This window comes from Mesorhizobium salmacidum (SeqCode), assembly GCF_037179605.1.
Taxonomy (GTDB): domain Bacteria; phylum Pseudomonadota; class Alphaproteobacteria; order Rhizobiales; family Rhizobiaceae; genus Mesorhizobium; species Mesorhizobium salmacidum.
The window spans coordinates 34,617-53,894 of the sequence record NZ_JAPYKS010000011.1 but is presented as its reverse complement, the minus strand read 5'-3'; the positions used below and the strand labels follow the sequence as shown (position 1 = coordinate 53,894).

The 19,278-nt window shown below is 62.1% G+C and carries 29 protein-coding genes; all 29 read left to right on the top strand.

Annotated features, from left to right (window positions below; all coding sequences use genetic code 11):
- The 29 genes from rplP (at window position 1) to O7A60_RS16240 (ending at window position 19,237) form a co-directional block, all read left to right on the top strand.
- The gene (gene rplP / locus O7A60_RS16380; protein WP_006205460.1) at window positions 1–414 is read left to right on the top strand and encodes a 50S ribosomal protein L16; all 414 of its coding nucleotides are present in this window, start codon (window positions 1–3) and stop codon (window positions 412–414) included.
- 13 nt (window positions 415–427) lie between these two features.
- Window positions 428–628 (top strand): 50S ribosomal protein L29, encoded by a 201-nt coding sequence (rpmC, locus tag O7A60_RS16375; protein ID WP_006205459.1) that lies wholly within the window; start codon window positions 428–430, stop codon window positions 626–628.
- 11 nt (window positions 629–639) lie between these two features.
- The gene (rpsQ, locus tag O7A60_RS16370; RefSeq protein ID WP_010909280.1) at window positions 640–879 is read left to right on the top strand and encodes a 30S ribosomal protein S17; all 240 of its coding nucleotides are present in this window, start codon (window positions 640–642) and stop codon (window positions 877–879) included.
- A gap of 84 nt (window positions 880–963) precedes the next feature.
- Complete coding sequence (rplN, locus tag O7A60_RS16365; protein WP_006205457.1) at window positions 964–1,332, top strand: 50S ribosomal protein L14; 369 nt, start codon at window positions 964–966, stop codon at window positions 1,330–1,332.
- 12 nt (window positions 1,333–1,344) lie between these two features.
- Entirely contained in the window at window positions 1,345–1,659 is a 315-nt protein-coding gene (rplX, locus tag O7A60_RS16360) for a 50S ribosomal protein L24 (protein WP_006205456.1), read from the top strand.
- Entirely contained in the window at window positions 1,652–2,230 is a 579-nt protein-coding gene (rplE, locus tag O7A60_RS16355) for a 50S ribosomal protein L5 (protein ID WP_032935916.1), read from the top strand. Before rplX ends, rplE begins: the two co-directional genes overlap by 8 nt.
- Before the next feature lie 27 nt (window positions 2,231–2,257).
- Complete coding sequence (gene rpsN / locus O7A60_RS16350) at window positions 2,258–2,563, top strand: 30S ribosomal protein S14 (RefSeq protein ID WP_010909282.1); 306 nt, start codon at window positions 2,258–2,260, stop codon at window positions 2,561–2,563.
- 12 nt (window positions 2,564–2,575) lie between these two features.
- The gene (gene rpsH / locus O7A60_RS16345; protein ID WP_006205453.1) at window positions 2,576–2,974 is read left to right on the top strand and encodes a 30S ribosomal protein S8; all 399 of its coding nucleotides are present in this window, start codon (window positions 2,576–2,578) and stop codon (window positions 2,972–2,974) included.
- A gap of 88 nt (window positions 2,975–3,062) precedes the next feature.
- Window positions 3,063–3,596 (top strand): 50S ribosomal protein L6, encoded by a 534-nt coding sequence (gene rplF, locus O7A60_RS16340; RefSeq protein WP_013895694.1) that lies wholly within the window; start codon window positions 3,063–3,065, stop codon window positions 3,594–3,596.
- A gap of 138 nt (window positions 3,597–3,734) precedes the next feature.
- Entirely contained in the window at window positions 3,735–4,094 is a 360-nt protein-coding gene (rplR, locus tag O7A60_RS16335; protein ID WP_027145576.1) for a 50S ribosomal protein L18, read from the top strand.
- A 128-nt stretch (window positions 4,095–4,222) separates the two neighbouring features.
- Window positions 4,223–4,786: a 30S ribosomal protein S5 gene (gene rpsE / locus O7A60_RS16330; protein ID WP_032933400.1), complete on the top strand. Its 564-nt coding sequence runs from the start codon at window positions 4,223–4,225 to the stop codon at window positions 4,784–4,786.
- Between the two features lie 24 nt (window positions 4,787–4,810).
- Window positions 4,811–5,008, top strand: a complete 198-nt coding sequence (rpmD, locus tag O7A60_RS16325) for a 50S ribosomal protein L30 (protein ID WP_006205449.1) — start codon at window positions 4,811–4,813, stop codon at window positions 5,006–5,008.
- 22 nt (window positions 5,009–5,030) lie between these two features.
- The gene (gene rplO, locus O7A60_RS16320) at window positions 5,031–5,504 is read left to right on the top strand and encodes a 50S ribosomal protein L15 (RefSeq protein WP_337107160.1); all 474 of its coding nucleotides are present in this window, start codon (window positions 5,031–5,033) and stop codon (window positions 5,502–5,504) included.
- Between the two features lie 193 nt (window positions 5,505–5,697).
- The gene (gene secY / locus O7A60_RS16315; protein WP_027145578.1) at window positions 5,698–7,038 is read left to right on the top strand and encodes a preprotein translocase subunit SecY; all 1,341 of its coding nucleotides are present in this window, start codon (window positions 5,698–5,700) and stop codon (window positions 7,036–7,038) included.
- Window positions 7,035–7,631 carry an adenylate kinase gene (locus O7A60_RS16310; protein ID WP_027145579.1) on the top strand — a complete coding sequence of 199 codons (597 nt, stop codon included), beginning with the start codon at window positions 7,035–7,037 and terminating at the stop codon, window positions 7,629–7,631. Before secY ends, O7A60_RS16310 begins: the two co-directional genes overlap by 4 nt.
- A 216-nt stretch (window positions 7,632–7,847) precedes the next feature.
- Window positions 7,848–8,216, top strand: coding sequence for a 30S ribosomal protein S13 (gene rpsM / locus O7A60_RS16305; protein WP_006205445.1), 369 nt, complete (start codon window positions 7,848–7,850; stop codon window positions 8,214–8,216).
- Window positions 8,217–8,357: 141 nt separating this feature from the next.
- Window positions 8,358–8,747, top strand: coding sequence for a 30S ribosomal protein S11 (rpsK, locus tag O7A60_RS16300; RefSeq protein ID WP_006205444.1), 390 nt, complete (start codon window positions 8,358–8,360; stop codon window positions 8,745–8,747).
- 102 nt (window positions 8,748–8,849) lie between these two features.
- Window positions 8,850–9,860, top strand: coding sequence for a DNA-directed RNA polymerase subunit alpha (locus O7A60_RS16295; RefSeq protein ID WP_006205443.1), 1,011 nt, complete (start codon window positions 8,850–8,852; stop codon window positions 9,858–9,860).
- Between the two features lie 104 nt (window positions 9,861–9,964).
- Entirely contained in the window at window positions 9,965–10,393 is a 429-nt protein-coding gene (rplQ, locus tag O7A60_RS16290; protein ID WP_027145580.1) for a 50S ribosomal protein L17, read from the top strand.
- A gap of 177 nt (window positions 10,394–10,570) precedes the next feature.
- Window positions 10,571–12,064, top strand: a complete 1,494-nt coding sequence (locus O7A60_RS16285; RefSeq protein WP_337107159.1) for a DegQ family serine endoprotease — start codon at window positions 10,571–10,573, stop codon at window positions 12,062–12,064.
- Window positions 12,065–12,208: 144 nt separating this feature from the next.
- Window positions 12,209–13,516 carry a replication-associated recombination protein A gene (locus O7A60_RS16280; RefSeq protein ID WP_140752473.1) on the top strand — a complete coding sequence of 436 codons (1,308 nt, stop codon included), beginning with the start codon at window positions 12,209–12,211 and terminating at the stop codon, window positions 13,514–13,516.
- A gap of 149 nt (window positions 13,517–13,665) precedes the next feature.
- Window positions 13,666–14,199, top strand: a complete 534-nt coding sequence (locus O7A60_RS16275; RefSeq protein WP_337107158.1) for a DUF930 domain-containing protein — start codon at window positions 13,666–13,668, stop codon at window positions 14,197–14,199.
- Between the two features lie 157 nt (window positions 14,200–14,356).
- Window positions 14,357–15,187, top strand: coding sequence for an aspartyl/asparaginyl beta-hydroxylase domain-containing protein (locus O7A60_RS16270; protein WP_337107157.1), 831 nt, complete (start codon window positions 14,357–14,359; stop codon window positions 15,185–15,187).
- A 32-nt stretch (window positions 15,188–15,219) separates the two neighbouring features.
- Window positions 15,220–15,603 (top strand): fluoride efflux transporter CrcB, encoded by a 384-nt coding sequence (crcB, locus tag O7A60_RS16265; protein WP_337107156.1) that lies wholly within the window; start codon window positions 15,220–15,222, stop codon window positions 15,601–15,603.
- A gap of 125 nt (window positions 15,604–15,728) precedes the next feature.
- On the top strand, window positions 15,729–16,100 hold the full coding sequence (gene crcB / locus O7A60_RS16260; RefSeq protein WP_415926826.1) for a fluoride efflux transporter CrcB: 372 nt from the start codon (window positions 15,729–15,731) through the stop codon (window positions 16,098–16,100).
- Window positions 16,097–16,435, top strand: coding sequence for a DUF190 domain-containing protein (locus O7A60_RS16255; RefSeq protein WP_337107155.1), 339 nt, complete (start codon window positions 16,097–16,099; stop codon window positions 16,433–16,435). Before crcB (O7A60_RS16260) ends, O7A60_RS16255 begins: the two co-directional genes overlap by 4 nt.
- Before the next feature lie 97 nt (window positions 16,436–16,532).
- Window positions 16,533–17,513, top strand: coding sequence for an RluA family pseudouridine synthase (locus tag O7A60_RS16250; RefSeq protein WP_140505223.1), 981 nt, complete (start codon window positions 16,533–16,535; stop codon window positions 17,511–17,513).
- A 47-nt stretch (window positions 17,514–17,560) separates the two neighbouring features.
- Window positions 17,561–18,433 carry a DMT family transporter gene (locus O7A60_RS16245; RefSeq protein ID WP_337107255.1) on the top strand — a complete coding sequence of 291 codons (873 nt, stop codon included), beginning with the start codon at window positions 17,561–17,563 and terminating at the stop codon, window positions 18,431–18,433.
- Between the two features lie 12 nt (window positions 18,434–18,445).
- Window positions 18,446–19,237, top strand: coding sequence for an ATP12 family chaperone protein (locus O7A60_RS16240; RefSeq protein ID WP_337107154.1), 792 nt, complete (start codon window positions 18,446–18,448; stop codon window positions 19,235–19,237).
- Window positions 19,238–19,278 lie beyond the last annotated feature (41 nt).

Here is a 19,278-nt window from a genome sequence, read left to right as displayed (position 1 = left end):
ATGCTGCAGCCAAAGCGCACAAAGTTCCGCAAGCAGTTCAAGGGCCGTATCCATGGTACCGCAAAGGGCGGCACCAACCTGGATTTCGGTGGTTTCGGGCTGAAGGCGCTTGAGCCGAACCGCGTCACCGCGCGTGAGATCGAGGCGGCCCGCCGCGCGATCACTCGCGAAATGAAGCGCGCCGGCCGCGTGTGGATCCGTATTTTCCCGGATGTGCCGGTCACGTCGAAGCCGACCGAAGTCCGCATGGGCAAGGGCAAGGGCGCGGTCGACTATTGGGCGGCGCGCGTCAAGCCGGGCCGCATCATGTTCGAGATCGACGGCGTCAATGAAGAAACCGCCCGTGAGGCGCTGCGTCTCGGCGCGGCCAAGCTCTCGGTCAGGACGCGCTTCGTACAGCGCATCGCAGAATAAGGACGGGCTGATCATGAAAGCCGAAGACATCCGGACCAAGACCCAGGACCAGCTGACCGACGACCTGGCCAGCCTGAAGAAGGAGCAGTTCAACCTGCGCTTCCAGAAGGCCACCGGCCAGCTCGAGAAGACCGCGCGCGTGAGGCAGGTTCGCAAGGACATTGCGCGTATCAAGACCATCGCTGCGGAAAAGTCCGCGGCCAAGAAGGCTTAAGGACGAAAACCATGCCAAAGCGCATTCTGCAGGGCACCGTCGTCAGCGACAAGAACGAGAAGACGGTTGTCGTCAAGGTCGAACGGCGCTTCACGCATCCCGTGATGAAGAAGACCGTGCGCATGACCAAGAAGTACAAGGCGCACGACGAGAACAACGCCCACAAGGTCGGCGATCAGGTGTTCATCCAGGAATCGAAGCCGATTTCCAAGGACAAGCGCTGGATCGTCGTGTCCTCGGACCAAGCCTGACCTCCGGGCGTAAACAACGAATTTTGGACAGACCGGGGAGGGGCTTCGAGCCCGTCCCGTTAGAAAAGAAGAAGGCGGCCAGTCATGATTCAGATGCAAACAAACCTCGACGTGGCGGATAATTCCGGCGCGCGTCGTGTCATGTGCATCAAGGTGCTGGGCGGCTCGAAGCGGAAATACGCTTCCGTGGGCGACATCATCGTGGTGTCGATCAAGGAAGCCATTCCGCGCGGCCGCGTTAAGAAGGGCGATGTGATGAAGGCGGTCGTGGTTCGCACGGCCAAGGACATCCGCCGCCCGGACGGCAGCGTGATCCGTTTCGACAAGAACGCGGCCGTTCTCGTCGACAACAAGAAAGAGCCGATCGGCACGCGTATCTTCGGACCGGTTCCGCGCGAACTCCGCGCCAAGAACCACATGAAGATCATCTCGCTCGCGCCTGAAGTGCTGTAAGGAGCCGGACCAATGCAAAAGATTAGAAAAGGCGACAAGGTCGTCGTGCTGGCCGGCAAGGACAAGGGCCGTTCGGGCGAAGTCCTCTCGGTTCAGCCGAAGGATGACACCGCGCTGGTGCGCGGCGTCAACATGATCCGTCGTCACCAGAAGCAGTCCCAGTCCCAAGAGGGCGGGATCATCACCAAGGAAGCGCCGATCCAGCTGTCGAACATCGCGCTGGCCGACCCGAAGGATGGCAAGCCGACCCGCGTCGGTTTCATCTTCCAGAAGGACGGCAAGAAGGTGCGCGTCGCCAAGCGCTCGGGAGAAGTCATCAATGGCTAAGGCTCAAACCAAGCAGGCGACTGCCAACAACACGCCGCGCCTCAAGCAGGTCTACAACGAGACCATCCGCAAGGCGCTGCAGGAGCAATTCGGCTACGACAACGAGATGCAGGTTCCGCGCATCGACAAGATCGTGCTGAACATGGGTGTGGGCGAAGCGACCGCCGATTCGAAGAAGCCTTCGGTCGCGGCCGAGGACCTGGCGATGATCGCCGGCCAGAAGGCCGTCGTGACCCGCGCCCGCAATTCGATCGCGGGCTTCAAGGTTCGCGAGAAGATGCCGATCGGCGCCAAGGTCACGCTGCGCAAGGAACGCATGTACGAGTTCCTCGATCGCCTCGTGAACATCGCGCTGCCGCGCGTCCGCGACTTCCGCGGATTGAATCCGAAGAGCTTCGATGGCCGTGGCAACTACGCCATGGGCATCAAGGAACACATCGTGTTCCCGGAGATCAACTACGACAAGGTTGATCAGATCTGGGGCATGGACGTCATCGTTTGTACGACTGCGAAGACGGACGACGAAGCCAGGGCTTTGCTCAAGGCTTTCAACTTCCCCTTCCGCCAGTAACGGCAGCGAGAAAAGGAAAAATCTGAAATGGCAAAGACCAGCTCAGTCGAGAAGAACAACAGGCGCCGCAAGCTTGCCGACCAGTACGGTCCCAAGCGCGCCGCGCTGAAGGCGATCATCATGGATCAGTCCAAGCCGATGGAAGAGCGCTTCCGCGCTCAGCTGAAGCTTGCTGCCCTGCCGCGCAACTCGGCCAAGATCCGCATCCGCAACCGCTGCGAAGTCACCGGCCGTCCGCGTGCCTACTATCGCAAGCTCAAAGTATCGCGCATCGCGCTTCGGGATCTCGGCAATAACGGCCAGATCCCGGGCCTGGTCAAGTCGAGCTGGTAAGGAGGACATAACATGTCATTGAGCGATCCTCTCGGCGATATGCTGACCCGCATCCGCAACGCCTATGGCCGCAAGAAGTCGAGTGTCTCGACGCCGGCCTCGCGTCTGCGCACCCGCGTCCTCGACGTGCTGAAGGCTGAAGGCTATATCCGCGATTACAGCCAGACCGACTTCGACAACGGCAAGTCCGAGATCGAAATCGAGCTGAAGTATTTCGACGGTGCTCCGGTCGTGCGCGAAATCGCCCGCGTTTCGAAGCCCGGCCGCCGCGTTTACGTTTCGGCCAAGTCGATCCCGCACGTCGCCAACGGCCTCGGCATCGCCATCCTTTCGACGCCGAAGGGCGTGATGGCCGACCACGAAGCACGCGAGCAGAACGTCGGCGGCGAGATCCTCTGCCAGATCTTCTGATCTGGCAGCTCACCGCAAATTGGAATCCGGTCTTCGGATCGTTCCGAAGACAGAGACCTGAAACAAGAGAAGTGACGAGGACAACAAAATGTCTCGTATTGGAAAGAAACCCGTTTCGCTGCCGCAGGGCGTGACCGCGACCGTCAACGGCCAGACCGTGACGGCGAAGGGCCCCAAGGGCGAGCTTAAGTTCGTGGTGAACGACGAAGTGCTGGTCAAGATGGAAGGCAGCGAGATCGCTGTCCAGCCGCGCGACCAGACCAAGACAGCTCGCTCCAAGTGGGGCATGTCGCGCACGCAGATCGTCAACATCCTGCAGGGTGTCAAGGACGGCTTCGAGAAGAAGCTCGAGATCACCGGCGTCGGCTATCGCGCTGCCTTGCAGGGTAAGAACCTGCAGCTGGCTCTTGGCTTCAGCCATGATGTCGTCTACGAGACGCCGGCCGGCATCACGATCACCGTGCCGAAGCCGACCGAAATCACCGTGGCCGGCATCGACAAGCAGCAGGTCGGCCAGGTTGCCGCGGAGATCCGCGAATACCGCGGTCCCGAGCCTTACAAGGGCAAGGGTGTCCGTTACGCCGGCGAGAAGATCGTCCGCAAGGAAGGCAAGAAGAAGTAGTCTGCTTGGCCCTGAAAAGTTGCAGACTTTTCGGACAGGGCCAGGCCACGGAAATGTAACGCCGCGGGGAGCGGTCGCGGGAGGCGCTTCGCCTGCCGCATATGGCGGCCCCCGTTTTTTGAAGGCAAGGAAGACATCATGGGTACCAAGGAAGCCATCCAGCGCCGTGCGCAACGCGTCCGCCGCCAGATCAAGAAAGTCGCCGGCGAGCGTCCGCGCCTTTCTGTGCACCGCACATCGAAGAACATCTACGTCCAGGTGATCGACGACGCCAAGGGGCACACTATCGCTGCCGCCTCGACGCTCGAGAAGGACCTCAAGGGTTCGCTCAAGACCGGCGCCGACACCGCCGCCGCCGCCGCGATCGGCAAGCTGATCGCCGAGCGCGCCACCAAGGCCGGCATCAAGGAAGTCGTCTTCGACCGTGGCCCGTACATCTATCACGGCCGCGTCAAGGCGCTGGCCGAGGCTGCCCGCGAAGGCGGTCTCAGCTTCTAATGCATGATCCCGAAAAGTTGCAGACTTTTCGGACAAGATCATGCAAAGGAGAAGTTCACCGCTGATGACCCAAAAGCGGCATCAGCAATCAGCAACCCGTGCTTCCGGAAAAGAACAAGGAACAGGATATGGCACAGGAACGTAGGGAAGGCGGCCGCGGCCGCGAGCGTGAAGAGCGCGATGACGGCATGGTGGACAAGCTCGTCCACATCAATCGCGTCGCCAAGGTCGTCAAGGGTGGCCGCCGCTTCGGCTTCGCCGCACTCGTCGTCGTCGGCGACCAGAAGGGCCGTGTCGGCTTTGGTCACGGCAAGGCGCGCGAAGTGCCGGAAGCCATCCGCAAGGCAACCGAATCCGCCAAGCGCGACATGATCTTCGTGCCGCTGCGCTCGGGCCGCACGCTGCATCATGACGTCGAGGGACGCTGGGGTGCGGGCCGCGTGCTGCTGCGCGCCGCCAAGCAGGGTACCGGCATCATCGCTGGCGGCCCGATGCGCGCCGTCTTCGAGACGCTCGGCATGCACGACGTGGTCGCCAAGTCGATGGGTTCGTCGAACCCCTACAACATGGTTCGCGCCACCTTCGACGCGCTGAAGAGCCAGATGCATCCCAAGGATGTGGCTGCGGCGCGCGGCATCAAGTATTCGACCCTTCAGGCCCGCCGCGGCACCGCCGTTGCGGCTGAAGAATAGTCGACCTGACCAGGGATTTTGACCATGGCCAAGAAAGCAACCAAGACCATCACCGTTGAGCAGATCGGCTCGCCGATCCGCCGTCCGAAGGAACAGCGCGCGACGCTGGTCGGCCTCGGCCTCAACAAGATGCACAAGCAGCGCACGCTGGAGGATACGCCCTCCGTGCGCGGCATGATCGCTGCCGTCCAGCATCTCGTCCGCGTCGTGGACGAGGGCTGAGCCAAAGCGCAGGAGAAGCAAGATGAAACTCAACGATCTGCGTGACAAGGACGGCGCGACGCACTCCAAGAAGCGTCTCGGCCGTGGCATCGGCTCAGGTTCCGGCAAGACCGCCGGTCGCGGCGTCAAGGGCCAGAAGGCGCGCTCCGGCGTTGCCGTCAACGGCTTCGAGGGTGGCCAGATGCCGCTCTACCGGCGCCTGCCGAAGCGTGGCTTCAACAACATCTTCGCCAAGAGCTTCGTTGTCGTGTCGCTGGCCCGTATCCAGGAAGCCGTCGATGCCAAGAAGCTTGACGTCAAGGCAACCGTGACGGCCGAAACGCTTGTCGCCGCTGGCGTCATCCGTCGCGTCAAGGATGGCGTGCGCGTGCTGTCCGACGGCGAGCTCAAGGCCAAGCTTGCCTTCGACGTCGCCGGCGCCTCCAAGGCCGCGATCGAGAAGATCGAAAAGGCCGGTGGTTCGGTCAAGCTGCCGGAAAAGACAGCTGCCGAGTAACGGCAATTTGAAGCGCGGTCGGCAAGAGTGGCATTCGTTTTTGCTTTCGATCGCGCTTTGATCTGCTCAATTTAGCGGCCGCGTCAACGCGGCCGCTTGCATGTTTACAGCCCGGAGCTTATCTCGTGAGCTTCGGTGAAACGCACCGCCTGACCCCACGGGCCATCAAGCGTTACCAAGCGGAGAATCAGGCATGGCTTCGGCTGCTGAACAACTAGCCTCGAATCTGAATTTCTCGGCCTTCGCCAAGGCGGAGGACCTGAAGAAGCGCATCTGGTTCACAATCGGCGCGTTGCTTGTCTATCGCCTCGGCACCTACATCCCGCTTCCGGGCATCAATCCCGACGCCTTCGCCCAGGCTTTCTCCTCGCAGAGCAAGGGCGTGCTCGGCATGTTCAACATGTTCGCCGGCGGTGCCGTGCAGCGCATGGCGATCTTCGCGCTCGGCATCATGCCCTATATCTCCGCCTCCATCATCATGCAGCTGATGACCTCGGTCATTCCCTCGCTGGAAGGGCTTAAGAAGGAAGGCGAGCAGGGCCGCAAGGTCATCAACCAATACACGCGCTACGGCACCGTGCTCCTGGCGCTGGTGCAGGCCTATGGTATTTCGGTCGGGCTGGAGAACGGTAACGGCATCGTCAATGATCCCGGCATGTTCTTCCGTCTCTCGACCGTCGTTACGCTGGTCGGCGGCACCATGTTCCTGATGTGGCTTGGCGAACAGATCACCGCGCGCGGCATCGGCAACGGCATTTCACTGATCATCTTCTCCGGCATCGTCGCCGGCCTGCCGCGTGCCATTTCCGGCACGCTGGAACTTGGCCGCACCGGCGCGCTGTCGACCGGCCTGATCCTGGCGATCATCGTGCTCGCCATTGTCGTCATCGCGCTCATCGTCTTCTTCGAGCGCGCGCAGCGCCGCCTGCTGATCCAGTATCCGAAGCGCCAGGTCGGCAACCGCATGTTCCAGGGCGATACCTCGCACCTGCCGCTCAAGCTCAACACGTCGGGCGTCATCCCGCCGATCTTCGCGTCGTCGCTGCTCCTGCTGCCGGCCACCGTCGCCGGCTTCTCGCAGACGACCAACATGCCGGCCTGGGCGAGCACCATCCTGGCCTCGCTCGGCCACGGCCAGCCGCTCTACATGGCATTCTACGCGGCGATGATCGTGTTCTTCGCCTTCTTCTACACTGCGATTGTCTTCAATCCGAAGGACACCGCCGACCAGCTCAAGAAGCATTCGGGCTTCATCCCGGGCTACCGCCCGGGCGAGCGCACCGCCGACTACATCGATTACGTTCTCACCCGCATCACCGTCGTCGGCGCCATCTACCTGGTGCTGGTGTGCCTGCTGCCGGAGTTCCTGATCTCGGCGACTGGCGTACCATTCTACCTTGGTGGCACATCGCTTCTGATCGTGGTCAGTGTCACGCTCGACACGGTTGCGCAGATTCAGGGTCACCTGATCGCGCACCAGTATGAAGGGCTGATCAAGAAGTCGAAGCTGCGCGGGGGGAAGAAAGCCAGATGAGGTTGATTTTGCTTGGGCCGCCGGGGGCGGGCAAGGGGACACAAGCACAAAGACTGGTAGAAAAACACGGCATACCCCAGCTCTCGACGGGTGACATGCTGCGTGCCGCCGTCCAGGCGGGTACCGAGGTCGGCAAGCGCGCCAAGGCGGTGATGGATGCCGGCGAGCTGGTCTCGGACACCATCGTCAACGCCATCGTCGCTGAGCGTATCGATCAGGCCGACTGCGCCAGAGGTTTCATCCTCGATGGTTATCCGCGTACGCTGGTGCAGGCCGATGCGGTTGAATCGATGCTCTTGGAGCGCGGCATTGGTCTCGATACGGTCATCGAACTTGTCGTCGACGACAGGGCCCTGGTCGGTCGGATCGTCAAGCGCGCCGATGATGCCAAGGCGGCTGGCCAGCCCGTGCGCAAGGACGACAATCCCGCTGTGTTCGAAGAGCGCCTGCGGGAGTACTACAAGAAAACCGCTCCGCTGACCGGCTACTATTACGCCAAGGGCAAGCTCAAGACCGTGGACGGCATGGCCAGTATCGACGCGGTGACCGCAGAGATCGAAGCCGTGGTCGTGGCGGCCGCGAAGGCGCGGTAAGGGAATTTAAAGATTAAGCTTGACGGAGGCGGCTCGCTGCGGTATGGCGGCCCGTCTTCCTATCAGGTGCGCACTTTGCTTGTCCGCAAGGGCAAGGCAGTCGCTTTGAACTGGAAACTCCCGCAAGGGCCGGCCTCCACCGGACGCGGGGCAATGTGGATAGCGCCGGATCTGCCTTTTTGAGGGTTGACCGGCCCATATGGAGAAGAGAAGAACATGGCTCGTATAGCCGGCGTCAACATTCCGACCAACAAGCGCGTCGTCATCGCGCTTCAGTACATTCACGGCATTGGCAAGAAGTTCGCCCAGGAAATCGTCGACAAGGTCGGCATCCCGGCCGAGCGCCGCGTCAACCAGCTGACCGACGCGGAAGTGCTGCAGATCCGCGAGACCATCGACCGCGATTACCAGGTCGAAGGCGACCTGCGCCGCGAAGTGTCGATGAACATCAAGCGTCTGATGGATCTCGGCTGCTACCGCGGCCTGCGTCACCGCCGCTCGCTGCCGGTTCGCGGTCAGCGCACGCACACCAATGCACGTACCCGCAAGGGCCCGGCCAAGTCGATCGCCGGCAAGAAGAAGTAATTGGGAGTGAGTAGCTGTTAGTGAGTAGTGAGAACCGGCGTTAACGCCTGCACCTCGTCACTACTCACCAATTCACTATTCACTTTTCCAGGTGGAGCCGCTGGCATTACGGCGGTGTAGAGATCAACTGAAAGGACTACCATGGCCAAGGAAGCCGCACGTGTTCGCCGCCGCGAACGCAAGAACATCTCGTCGGGCGTTGCCCACGTCAATTCGACCTTCAACAACACGATGATCACCATCACCGACGCGCAGGGCAATTCGATCGCCTGGTCGTCGGCTGGTGCCCAGGGCTTCAAGGGTTCGCGCAAGTCGACCCCGTTCGCCGCCCAGATGGCTGCCGAGGACGTTGCCAAGAAGGCCCAGGAACACGGCATGCGCATGCTCGAAGTCGAGGTCTGCGGACCGGGCTCCGGTCGTGAATCGGCGCTGCGGGCCCTGCAGGCGGCCGGCTTCACCATCACCTCGATCCGTGATGTGACGCCGATCCCGCACAATGGCTGCCGCCCGCGCAAGAAGCGCCGCGTCTAAGCAATTTATCGAACGCCGCGTGAGCGCCCAGGGCGCTCCTCCGCGGTATTCCAGGTCGCCCGCCACGATTGGATGGTGGCGGGTCAACGGAAGGAAAGCATCATGATCCAGAAAAATTGGCAGGAACTGATCAAGCCGAACAAGATCGAGTTCTCGTCGAAGAAGAAGACGCTGACCACGCTGGTCGCCGAGCCGCTCGAGCGCGGCTTTGGCCTGACGCTCGGCAACGCGCTGCGCCGCGTGCTCCTGTCTTCGCTGCGCGGTGCGGCTGTCACCGCCGTGCAGATCGACGGTGTTCTGCATGAATTCTCGTCCATCGCCGGCGTGCGCGAGGACGTGACCGACATCGTCTTGAATATCAAGGAAATCGCCATCCGCATGGAAGGCGATGGCCCCAAGCGCATGGTCGTGCGCAAGCAGGGCCCGGGCGCGGTTCTGGCCGGCGACATCCAGACGGTTGGCGATGTCGAGATACTCAACCCCGACCACGTCATCTGCACGCTGGACGAAGGCGCTGAAATCCGCATGGAATTCACCGTCGACACGGGCAAGGGCTATGTGCCTGCGGAGCGCAACCGCGCCGAAGACGCGCCGATCGGCCTGATCCCGGTCGATAGCTTGTATTCGCCGGTCAAGAAGGTCTCCTACAAGGTCGAGAACACCCGCGAGGGCCAGGTTCTCGACTATGACAAGCTGACCATGACCATCGAGACCGACGGTTCGATCTCGGGCGAGGATGCGGTGGCTTTCGCCGCCCGCATCCTGCAGGACCAGCTTGGCCTGTTCGTCAACTTCGACGAGCCGCAGAAGGAAGTCGCCGCGGAAGCCGTCACCGAGCTCGCCTTCAATCCGGCGCTGCTCAAGAAGGTCGACGAACTCGAGCTTTCGGTGCGTTCGGCCAATTGCCTGAAGAACGACAATATCGTCTACATCGGCGATCTCATCCAGAAGACCGAAGCCGAGATGCTGCGCACCCCGAACTTCGGCCGCAAGTCGCTGAACGAGATCAAGGAAGTTCTGGCGGCGATGGGCCTGCACCTCGGTATGGAAGTGCCGGACTGGCCGCCGGAAAACATCGAAGACCTCGCAAAGCGTTACGAAGACCAATATTGAGCATGAACTCCAAGGATCGGCGGCGTGAGCCGCTCGATCCGACGGTCGTGCGGAAAACCATCAGAGGCCGTGGCCTCTTGAACAACTGAAGAAGGAAAAGAGCCATGCGCCACGGTTTCAAAGGCCGCCGCTTCGCCCGCAGCATAAGCCACCGCAAGTCGATGTTCGCCAACCTGGCGGTATCGCTGCTCGAGCACGAGCAGATCGTCACCACCTTGCCGAAGGCGAAGGACCTGCGTCCCATCGTCGAGAAGCTGGTGACGCTCGGCAAGCGCGGCGACCTGCACGCCCGCCGCCAGGTGATCGCGCAGATCGGCAATGAAGGCGTCGTCAAGCGCCTGTTCGATACCATCGCCCCGCGCTACGCCACCCGCAACGGCGGCTATTTGCGTATCATGAAGGCCGGCTTCCGTCACGGCGACAATGCCGCGATGGCGGTCATCGAGTTCGTCGACCGCGACACCTCGGCCAAGGGCGCCGGCGACCGCGCCCGCATCGAAGCCGAAGGCACGGACGAAGCCGCAGCCGCATAAGGTTTCGTCTTTCCAGATTGATTTAAAGGGGCCTGCGGGCCCCTTTTTCATATTCCGCGCGCAAAGGCGTACCCAAAAATATTGATTGCCGCGAAAATAATCGGATTTCAGCGGCTTAGCCTTTCATTTTGCACATTCGTCGGGACAATGCGCCCGAACTCGCTTGGAGGATTCGCAATGCGCGCCAAAAAACTGTCCCTTGTTCTGCTCTGCGCCTTCATGGTGTTCGCAGCCGCACCGGCAGTCCGGCAGGCGCTGGCCGAGGACGCCGCCAAGCCAGCCGATCCGGGGCTCTCCGATGTACTGACCGACTTGTTGCATGGCGTCGAAGGCGAGAATGCCACTTCCGGCCCGGACAAGCGCGTGCCGTTCGGCCGCGAGGAGGTCCAGCTTTCCTTCGCGCCGCTGGTCAAGCAGACGGCGCCGGCGGTGGTCAATGTCTATGCCTCGCAGACGGCCAAGGTGACCTCGCCTTTCGAAGGCGATCCCTTCTTCGAGGAGTTTTTCGGCCGCGCCCAGCCGCGTGCGCAGTCTTCGCTGGGCTCGGGCGTGCTGGTCGATCCGAGCGGTGTCATCGTCACCAACTTCCATGTCATCAAGGACGCCGACGAGGTCAAGGTGGCGACCGCCGACGGCCGCGAATTCACCAGCAAGGTGATGCTCAAGGACGAAACGCTCGATCTGGCCGTGCTCAAGATCGAGTCCGACAAGCCGTTTCCGGTCATCGCCATCGGCGATTCCGACGCGCTCGAGGTCGGCGACCTGGTGCTGGCCATCGGCAATCCCTTCGGCGTCGGCCAGACCACCACCAGCGGTATCGTTTCCGCCCTTGCGCGCAGCCATATCGGCGTTTCGGACTCCGGCTATTTCATCCAGACCGATGCCGCCATCAATCCGGGCAATTCCGGCGGTGCGCTGATCAATATGGGCGGCCAGCTTGTCGGCATCAACACCGCCATCTACAGCCGCAGCGGCGGCTCGATCGGTATCGGGTTTGCCATCCCCGCCAATATGGTGCGGGCTTTCGCCGATGCCGCCAAGGCCGGCCTCGATTTCTTCGAACGGCCCTATATCGGCGCCGAATTCGAAGCGGTGACGCCGCAGATCGCCGAATCGCTCGGCATGGAAAAGCCAATCGGGGCGCTGGTCTCCTCGGTCGACGCGACGGGTCCCGCCGGCAAGGCAGGGCTGAAGCCGGGCGATGTCGTGCTGCAGATCAACGGCAAGCCGGTCGAGAGCATCGAGGCGCTGGACTATCGCATGGCGACGCTGTCGATCGGCACCAAGGCGAATTTCGCGATCCTGACCAAGGGCCAGCAGGCGGCGATGGACATCGCGCTGGAGCGCGCGCCGGAGGGTGCAAAAGCCTCGGAAGTGACGCTGCATGGCCGCAGCCCGTTCTCGGGCGCCAAGGTCTCGGAACTGTCGCCGCGGCTTGCCCAGAAGCTCGGCCTGCGCACCGATCTCAAGGGCGTGACCGTGATCGACATCAACCGTGATTCGCCGGCCGCCGATTTCGGTTTCCAGCCGGGCGACATCGTGCGCGAGGTCAACGGCACCAGCATCGACACCGCCGCAATGTTGGCGCAGGTAGCCCAGCAGGATACGCGCTGGTGGCGCTTTACCGTCGAGCGCGGTGGGCAGATACTGCGCCAGGTGTTGCGTTACTGAGTTCGACCCCTGATGGGATCGCGCTCCAAACTTAAAGCAGATCGGCGTTTTGCCGAAACGCCGATCCGCTCTATCTCCTTGTTTTGACGCAATTCCGGACGGAAAAGGCTTCACGCTTTTCCCGGAATTGCTCTGAGGAAGTGCATGGCCGATCTGTTCAGCGTCGACGAACCGGATAAGGTGCCGCCCGGGCGGCCGCTGGCCGACAGGTTGCGTCCGAAGAACCTTGGCGAGGTCGTCGGCCAGGAGCATTTGACGGGCCCCGATGGCGCGCTGACCCGGCTGATCGGCTCCGGTTCGCTGGGCTCGATGATCTTCTGGGGGCCGCCCGGCACCGGCAAGACCACGGTGGCGAGGCTGCTCGCCGGCGAGACCAGCCTTGCCTTCGAGCAGATATCGGCCGTCTTTTCCGGCGTCGCCGATCTGAAGAAAGTGTTCGAGGCGGCCAAGTTGCGCCGCGCCAACGGCCGCCAAACCCTGCTTTTCGTTGACGAGATCCACCGCTTCAACCGTGCCCAGCAGGATTCTTTTCTCCCCGTCATGGAGGATGGGACGGTCGTCCTGGTCGGCGCCACAACCGAAAACCCGTCCTTCGAACTCAACGCGGCCTTGTTATCGCGCGCGCGGGTCATGGTCTTCCATTCGCTCGGCGAAGACAGTATCGCCAAGCTGATGACGCGGGCGGAGGAGACAGAGGGCAGGGCACTGCCGCTCGATGACGAGGCGCGGGCGATGCTCATCCGCATGAGCGATGGCGACGGGCGCGCATCGCTGACGCTGGCCGAGGAAGTCTGGCGTGCCGCCAAGCCTGGCGAGATATTCGATCCCGAAGGGCTGCAGCGCATCGTCCAGCGCCGTGCGCCGATCTACGACAAGGGCCAGGATGGCCATTACAACCTGATCTCGGCGCTGCACAAGTCGGTGCGCGGCTCGGATCCGGATGCCGCACTCTACTATCTCGCGCGCATGTTCGATGCCGGCGAGGATCCGCTCTATCTCGGCCGCCGGCTGGTGCGCATGGCGATGGAAGACATCGGGCTTGCCGATCCGCAGGCACTGGTCATCGCCAATGCCGCCAAGGATGCCTATGACTATCTCGGTTCTCCGGAGGGCGAACTCGCTTTCGCCGAGGCCACCGTTTATCTCGCCACCGCGCCCAAATCCAACGCCGTCTATACGGCCTTCAAGGCAGCCACGCGGGCCGCGAAGGAACATGGCTCACTGCTGCCGCCCAAGCATATCCTCAACGCACCGACCAAGCTGATGAAAGAGGAGGACTACGGCGCCGGCTACCGTTACGACCATGATGAGCCGGACGCCTTTTCAGGCCAGGACTATTTTCCCGAAAAGATGGGTCGACAGACCTTTTACGATCCGCCCGAGCGTGGTTTCGAGCGCGATATTAGAAAGCGGCTCGACTACTGGGCAAAGCTGCGCAAAGAGCGGGAATAGCCGGTTTGCGTCGCCCGGTGGTCGTCACGCTTCGGGACGAGGCTTCGCCCTGGGGCATTTCAACTTCGGTCGTCCTCCATACACTGTTCGCCGCGACACTGGCATTGATGCCGTTGCCGAAGCGGCCGAACCGGCTGGAGGAAGAGCGGGTGTCGGTCGACATCCTGGCGCCTGAACAGTTCGAGGCATCGGCGAGACCGCCGCCGGCCTCCGCCGCTGCGGCGGTGCCGGAGGCGAGGGCGGCAGAGCCACCGCCTGCTTCGAACCCGCCCAAAACTCAACCGCCCGCCGCGCCTGCCATGATTCGCCCGACGCGGATGCTGTCGGCCAAGACCCTGGCCGATCCGCGCAGCAGGCAGGCGCGCGCCGATCTCAAGGTCTTAGCATCCGACGAGGGGATGGTACAGCTTTGCAATCTGGAGGCCATGGATCAGATCCGCCAATGGCATGCGGGTTTCCAGCCGGAGCGGGTGGTGCCCTACGCAACCGCCGAGGAAAAGATCACCGGCACGACGATCGCCGCTGATGGTGCGGCTTTTCGCAGCCGCAAAAACTGGTACAGTCTGAAGTTCAAATGTCAGCTCGCACAGGACGGCGAAAGCGTCATTGGCTTTGAGTTCCTGGTCGGCGATCCCGTGGCCAGGGACAAATGGGACGAGCTTGGCTTGCCGGCGGTGCATTGACAGCCCGGCAGGCTCCACCAGGCAGCCAGCCCGGCCGGATACCATGGCCGTTGTGCGGTGACCCAAAAAACCTTATCAAGGCGCACGGTCGGGCGGTGGCCGTTGCCATGATTTGGGCACCTCATTCGCAACAGGATCGCGCATCGCGCGTGGAAAAATGACAAAAACCCTTCGCAAATCGCTTCGCAAATTCGCTATTGCCATCCCGATTCTTGCCCTTGGCTTCTATTTCATACCGATCCTGACGACGATCTTCATCGTCTGTGGTCTGATCGATGTGCTGCGCAACGACAGGAAGGATCTGGCGCTGTTCAGCGGCTACTTCCTTGGCAACGGGCTTTTCACCTGGTTGCTCTCACCCTTCAACCTGCTGGTCGATCTTCTGTGCTACAGAAATCCGGGCGTGTGGAAGCTGGAGCAGTTTCCCGCCGACTATCAGCGTGAGGTCAACGAGGTCCTTAATGTGTTCAAGGCGCGCAAGGATGAGATCATCGCCGATATCGACGCCAATTTCGGCGCCGGCCGGCGCGGCATGTATGTCTACCAGTGGTACGGCAAGCACAGGATAGACAATGTCGAGGAATTCAACAAGGATTTCAAATACATCAAGACGATCGCCGTTTCCGTCTTCAGCAAGCGCGAATCGACCTCCTGGCATTTCGGGCCGCTGCGGCTCAGCCTGCGCATCCTCTACAATCTGATCCCGGTGAAAGCTGAGATTTTCGTCGAATGCGGCAACGTCAAGAACTACTGGTACGACAATCCGCAGTTCATTTTCGACGACACGCTGCTGCATCGCTCGGTCAACGAATATGACGGCCGCCGCTACTGCGTGTTCATGGATATTATCAGGCCGTCCCCGGTGCCTCGCCTGATCGCCGGCATGCTCGCCATCGTCTCGGTGAGCGTCGAGCGCATCAATTCGATGTTCTACAAGAACTGGAAGATGATCGGTTCGACCAAGACCAAGAAGGCTGGAACTGCCTGACGACTTCCTAGTGACCGGCAAGAGGGATCGCGATGTATCTATTGCTTGTTTGTCTCGGCGGCACGCTCGGCGGAATGGCCCGCTTTTTCCTGTCCGGCTTCGTCGCCCGCCGGGTCGGCGAGACTTTTCCCTGGGGGACGATGGTCGTCAACGTCTCGGGAGCCTTTGCGATCGGCGTCATCGCGCATGCGGTGGCGCGCGATGCGATGCCTGCTATTTGGGCCTTTGCCGTTACCGGCTGCCTCGGCTGCTATACCACGGTTTCGTCCTTCAGCCTGCAGACGCTGGCGCTGGCGCGCGAGGGCGAATGGCTACGCGCCGGTGGCAATATGGTGCTTTCGGTCTTTCTGAGCCTTGGCGGCGTGGCGCTGGGCTTTGCCGCGGCAAGTCTTTTGATCGGTGGCGGGACGCTGTGAGCGGTCGGCAGAAGCTCGGCTCCGGCGGGTCGGATCTCGCTGCGGCAAGGTTAGCCGCGCGCCGTATTGGCTGGCGCAAAACGAGTGAAACGGTTCGTACCTATGCGACCGTGGCTGCCGGCAGCATGATCGGCGGCGTGTTGCGGGCGCTTGCCTCATTGGCGAGTACCGCGCTGTGGGGCAATGGATTTCCCTTCGGCACGCTCCTCGTGAATATTGTCGGCTCCTTCCTCATCGGTTTCTACGCGACGCTGACAGGCCCCGACGGCCGCGTCTTTGCCAGCCCGCTGCAGCGCCAGTTCTTCATGGTCGGCTTCTGCGGAGGCCTGACGACCTTTTCGGCGTTCAGCCTTGAAACCCTCACCCTGGTGCAGAATGGAAGGTTTGTGGCGGCGGGGCTCAACATCGCTATCTCCGTGATAGCGTGGCTTGCCGCCGTCTGGCTTGGCCACATCTTTGCAATGCGCCTCAACCGACTGAGAGGATCCGGGCAATGAAGATACCAAGGCAGGCGCAATTGCTGCGCATATTCATCGGCGAGAACGACAGGGCGGATGGCCACCCGCTGTATGAAGCAATCGTGCTCAAGGCCCGCGAAATGCAGATTGCCGGTGCGACCGTCCTGCGCGGCGCGATGGGGTTCGGCCATTCCAGCCGACTCCACACCACGAAAATCCTCCGTCTGTCGGAGGATCTCCCGCTAGTGATCGAGATCGTCGACGGCGAGGAAAAGATAGCTGCTTTCCTGCCCGCGCTTGAAACAATCATGACAAGCGGCCTGATCACACTGGAGAAAGTTCAGGTTCTGCAATATGGAACCGAGAACGAGTGACCTGCAATGGATCCGGACGACGGGTCCAGTGTCTCTAGCGTGTAAGGTTGCGGACGCGGCGAATACGGTTGCATCCGGCGAAACGGCGATTGGAACTATGGCAGGCGTTGAACAGATCACGGTGGAGGCCGGCGAGGCGGGCATGCGGCTCGATCGCTGGTTCAAGACGCATTTCCCGGGACTTGGCTTCGGCCATCTGCAGAAGCTGCTGCGCTCCGGCCAGATCCGCGTCGATGGCGGCCGGGTCAAGGCCGACACCCGCGTCGAGCCGGGCCAGATGGTGCGTGTGCCGCCGCTCGAGGTGGACAAGAAGGGCGAGAGCGCGCTCACGGGCCACTCGATCCGCAACCAGGGCGACGCGGATGTGCTCGCCAAGATGCTGCTCCATGAGGACCCGAAAGTCTTCGTCTTCAACAAGCCGGCGGGCCTCGCGGTTCAGGGCGGCTCCGGCGTCACGCGCAATGTCGACGACATGCTGGAAGCCTGGCGCAGCCAGAAGGGCGAGAAGCCGCGGCTGGTGCATCGGCTCGACCGCGATACGTCGGGCGTACTGGTTGTCGCCCGTACCAGGCTTGCCGCCATGAAGCTCTCCGAGGCGTTCCGGGCGCGAGAAACCAAGAAGACCTACTGGGCGTTGGTCAAAGGCGTGCCGCCCAAGCGCGAGGACAAGATCTCGACCTGGCTGATCAAGGAGCCGACAGAGGATGGCGACCGCGTGCGCGTGGCCGCGCATGGTGAAAAGGGCGCCGACCATGCCGTGTCCTACTACCGCATCATCGAGCAGGCGGCGCAGACCATGACCTGGCTGGAGATGGAGCCCTATACGGGCCGCACCCACCAGCTCCGCGTCCATGCCGCCTATATCGGCTGCCCGATCATCGGCGACCCGAAATACTTCGAAGCCGACACCAACTGGGATTTTCCCGGCGGCATTCAAAACCGCCTGCACCTGCACGCGCGCCGCATCATTATCCCGCACCCGGACAAGGGCGTCATCGACGTCACCGCGCCGATGCCGCCGCACATGCGCCAGAGCTGGAACCTGATCGGCTTCGACGACGCCAGCGCGGAGGATTGACCGTGAGCGGCGCCACCGACGCGCTCGATCGGCGCGATACGGTCGATATGGCCGCCGCCGCCATCATGGTCGGGCTGACCTTCTCCTGGGGCCTGAACTACGTCGCCGCCAAGATCTCCTACGCCGGCTACGACCCCGTCTTCCTGTCAATCGCACGCTCGGTCATCGGCGGCTTCTGCGTCTTCCTCTGGTGCCGCTGGCGCGGCATTGCGCTGTTCACCAGGGATGGGACATTGCTGGCCGGCATCGCGGTCGGCGTGCTTTTCGGCGTCGAGTTCCTTTGCCTCTATGTCGGGCTGGAGCACACCACCGTTGCCCGCAACACGCTGCTGGTCAACTCAATGCCGTTCTGGATGCTGATCGGCGGCCACTTTCTGCTCGGCGAACAGATCACCACGCGCAAGTTTCTTGGCCTGCTGTTGGCTTTCGCGGGTCTCGCCACCGTTTTTTCCGACAAGCTCGGCGGTAGCGGAGACATGCTGTTCGGCGATCTCCTGAGCCTTGGTTCCGGGTTTTTCTGGGCCCTGACCAACATCCTCATCAAACGATCGAAACTGGTCGAGGCAAGCGCGGAGAAGCTGCTGCTCTATCAACTCGCCGGCGCGGCGATCGTTGGCGTGTTGGTATTGCCTCTCGCGGGCCCACCCGTTCGCGATCCAGCCTTGCTGCCGACATTGGCGCTGCTTTTCCAGGCAATCTATATCGTCGCCTTTACATACGTGCTGTGGTTCTGGCTGCTGCGCCGCTATCCGGCCTCCGGCCTGTCGAGCTTCACCTTCCTGTCGCCGGTCTTCGGTGTTTTATGCGGTGCGATCATCTTGAACGAGCCGCTGACCATTCGCATTTTTCTGGCACTTGGCTTGATTGCGGCGGGGCTGATCATCGTCAACCGGCCGGCACGCAAGCTGACACCGGTGTGAGAAAGAGACTTCATGCGTGACATCCTCAACGACCTTGAAGCGGGCAAGTATCTTTCCGATCCGGATCCGGTACGTCGCGCCCAGATCCAGATGAAGACGCCGCTGCCCAAGCGCTTCTACAAGGAGGTCTCGGTCGTGCCGGTGGAAGCTGGTTTTGCCGTGCAACTCGACGGCAGGCCGGTGCGCACGCCCGGCAAGGCGCTGCTGGTGCTGCCGACTGAAGCGGCCGCGGCGCTGGTTGCCGGCGAGTTCGCGGAACAGGGCGAGACGATCAATCCGGTGACAATGCCGGTGATGCGGCTGGTCAACACCGCCATCGATGGCGTGGCCAGCGATCCGCAGGCGGTGCTGGAAGACATTCTGCGTTTTGCCTCGTCGGATCTGCTCTGTTACCGCGCCGATGCCCCGCAAGGGCTGGTCGAGCGGCAGAACGAACAGTGGGATCCCGTCATCGACTGGGCACGCGCCGCGCTTGGGGTTCGCTTCAACCTTGCCGAGGGTATCATCCATGTCGAGCAGCCGCGCGAAACCATTGCCGTGCTGGGCAGCCACCTGGCGCAGCGCACCGAGCCGCTGCGCCTGGCCGCCATTCATGTCATGACATCGCTGACCGGCTCGGCATTGCTGGCGTTGGCGGTCGATTTCGGCGAGCTCGACGGCGAGGAGGCCTGGGCCGCCGGCCATGTCGACGAGGACTGGCAGATCGCGCATTGGGGACAGGACGCCGAAGCAGTCGGGCGTCGTGCCGCCCGCAAACGAGACATGATGGCCGCTGTCAGCTTGCTCGAAGCGCTGCGGGCATGAGCGCTTTGCTCCGCCTTCGCATTGCACCTAATACGAAAGTC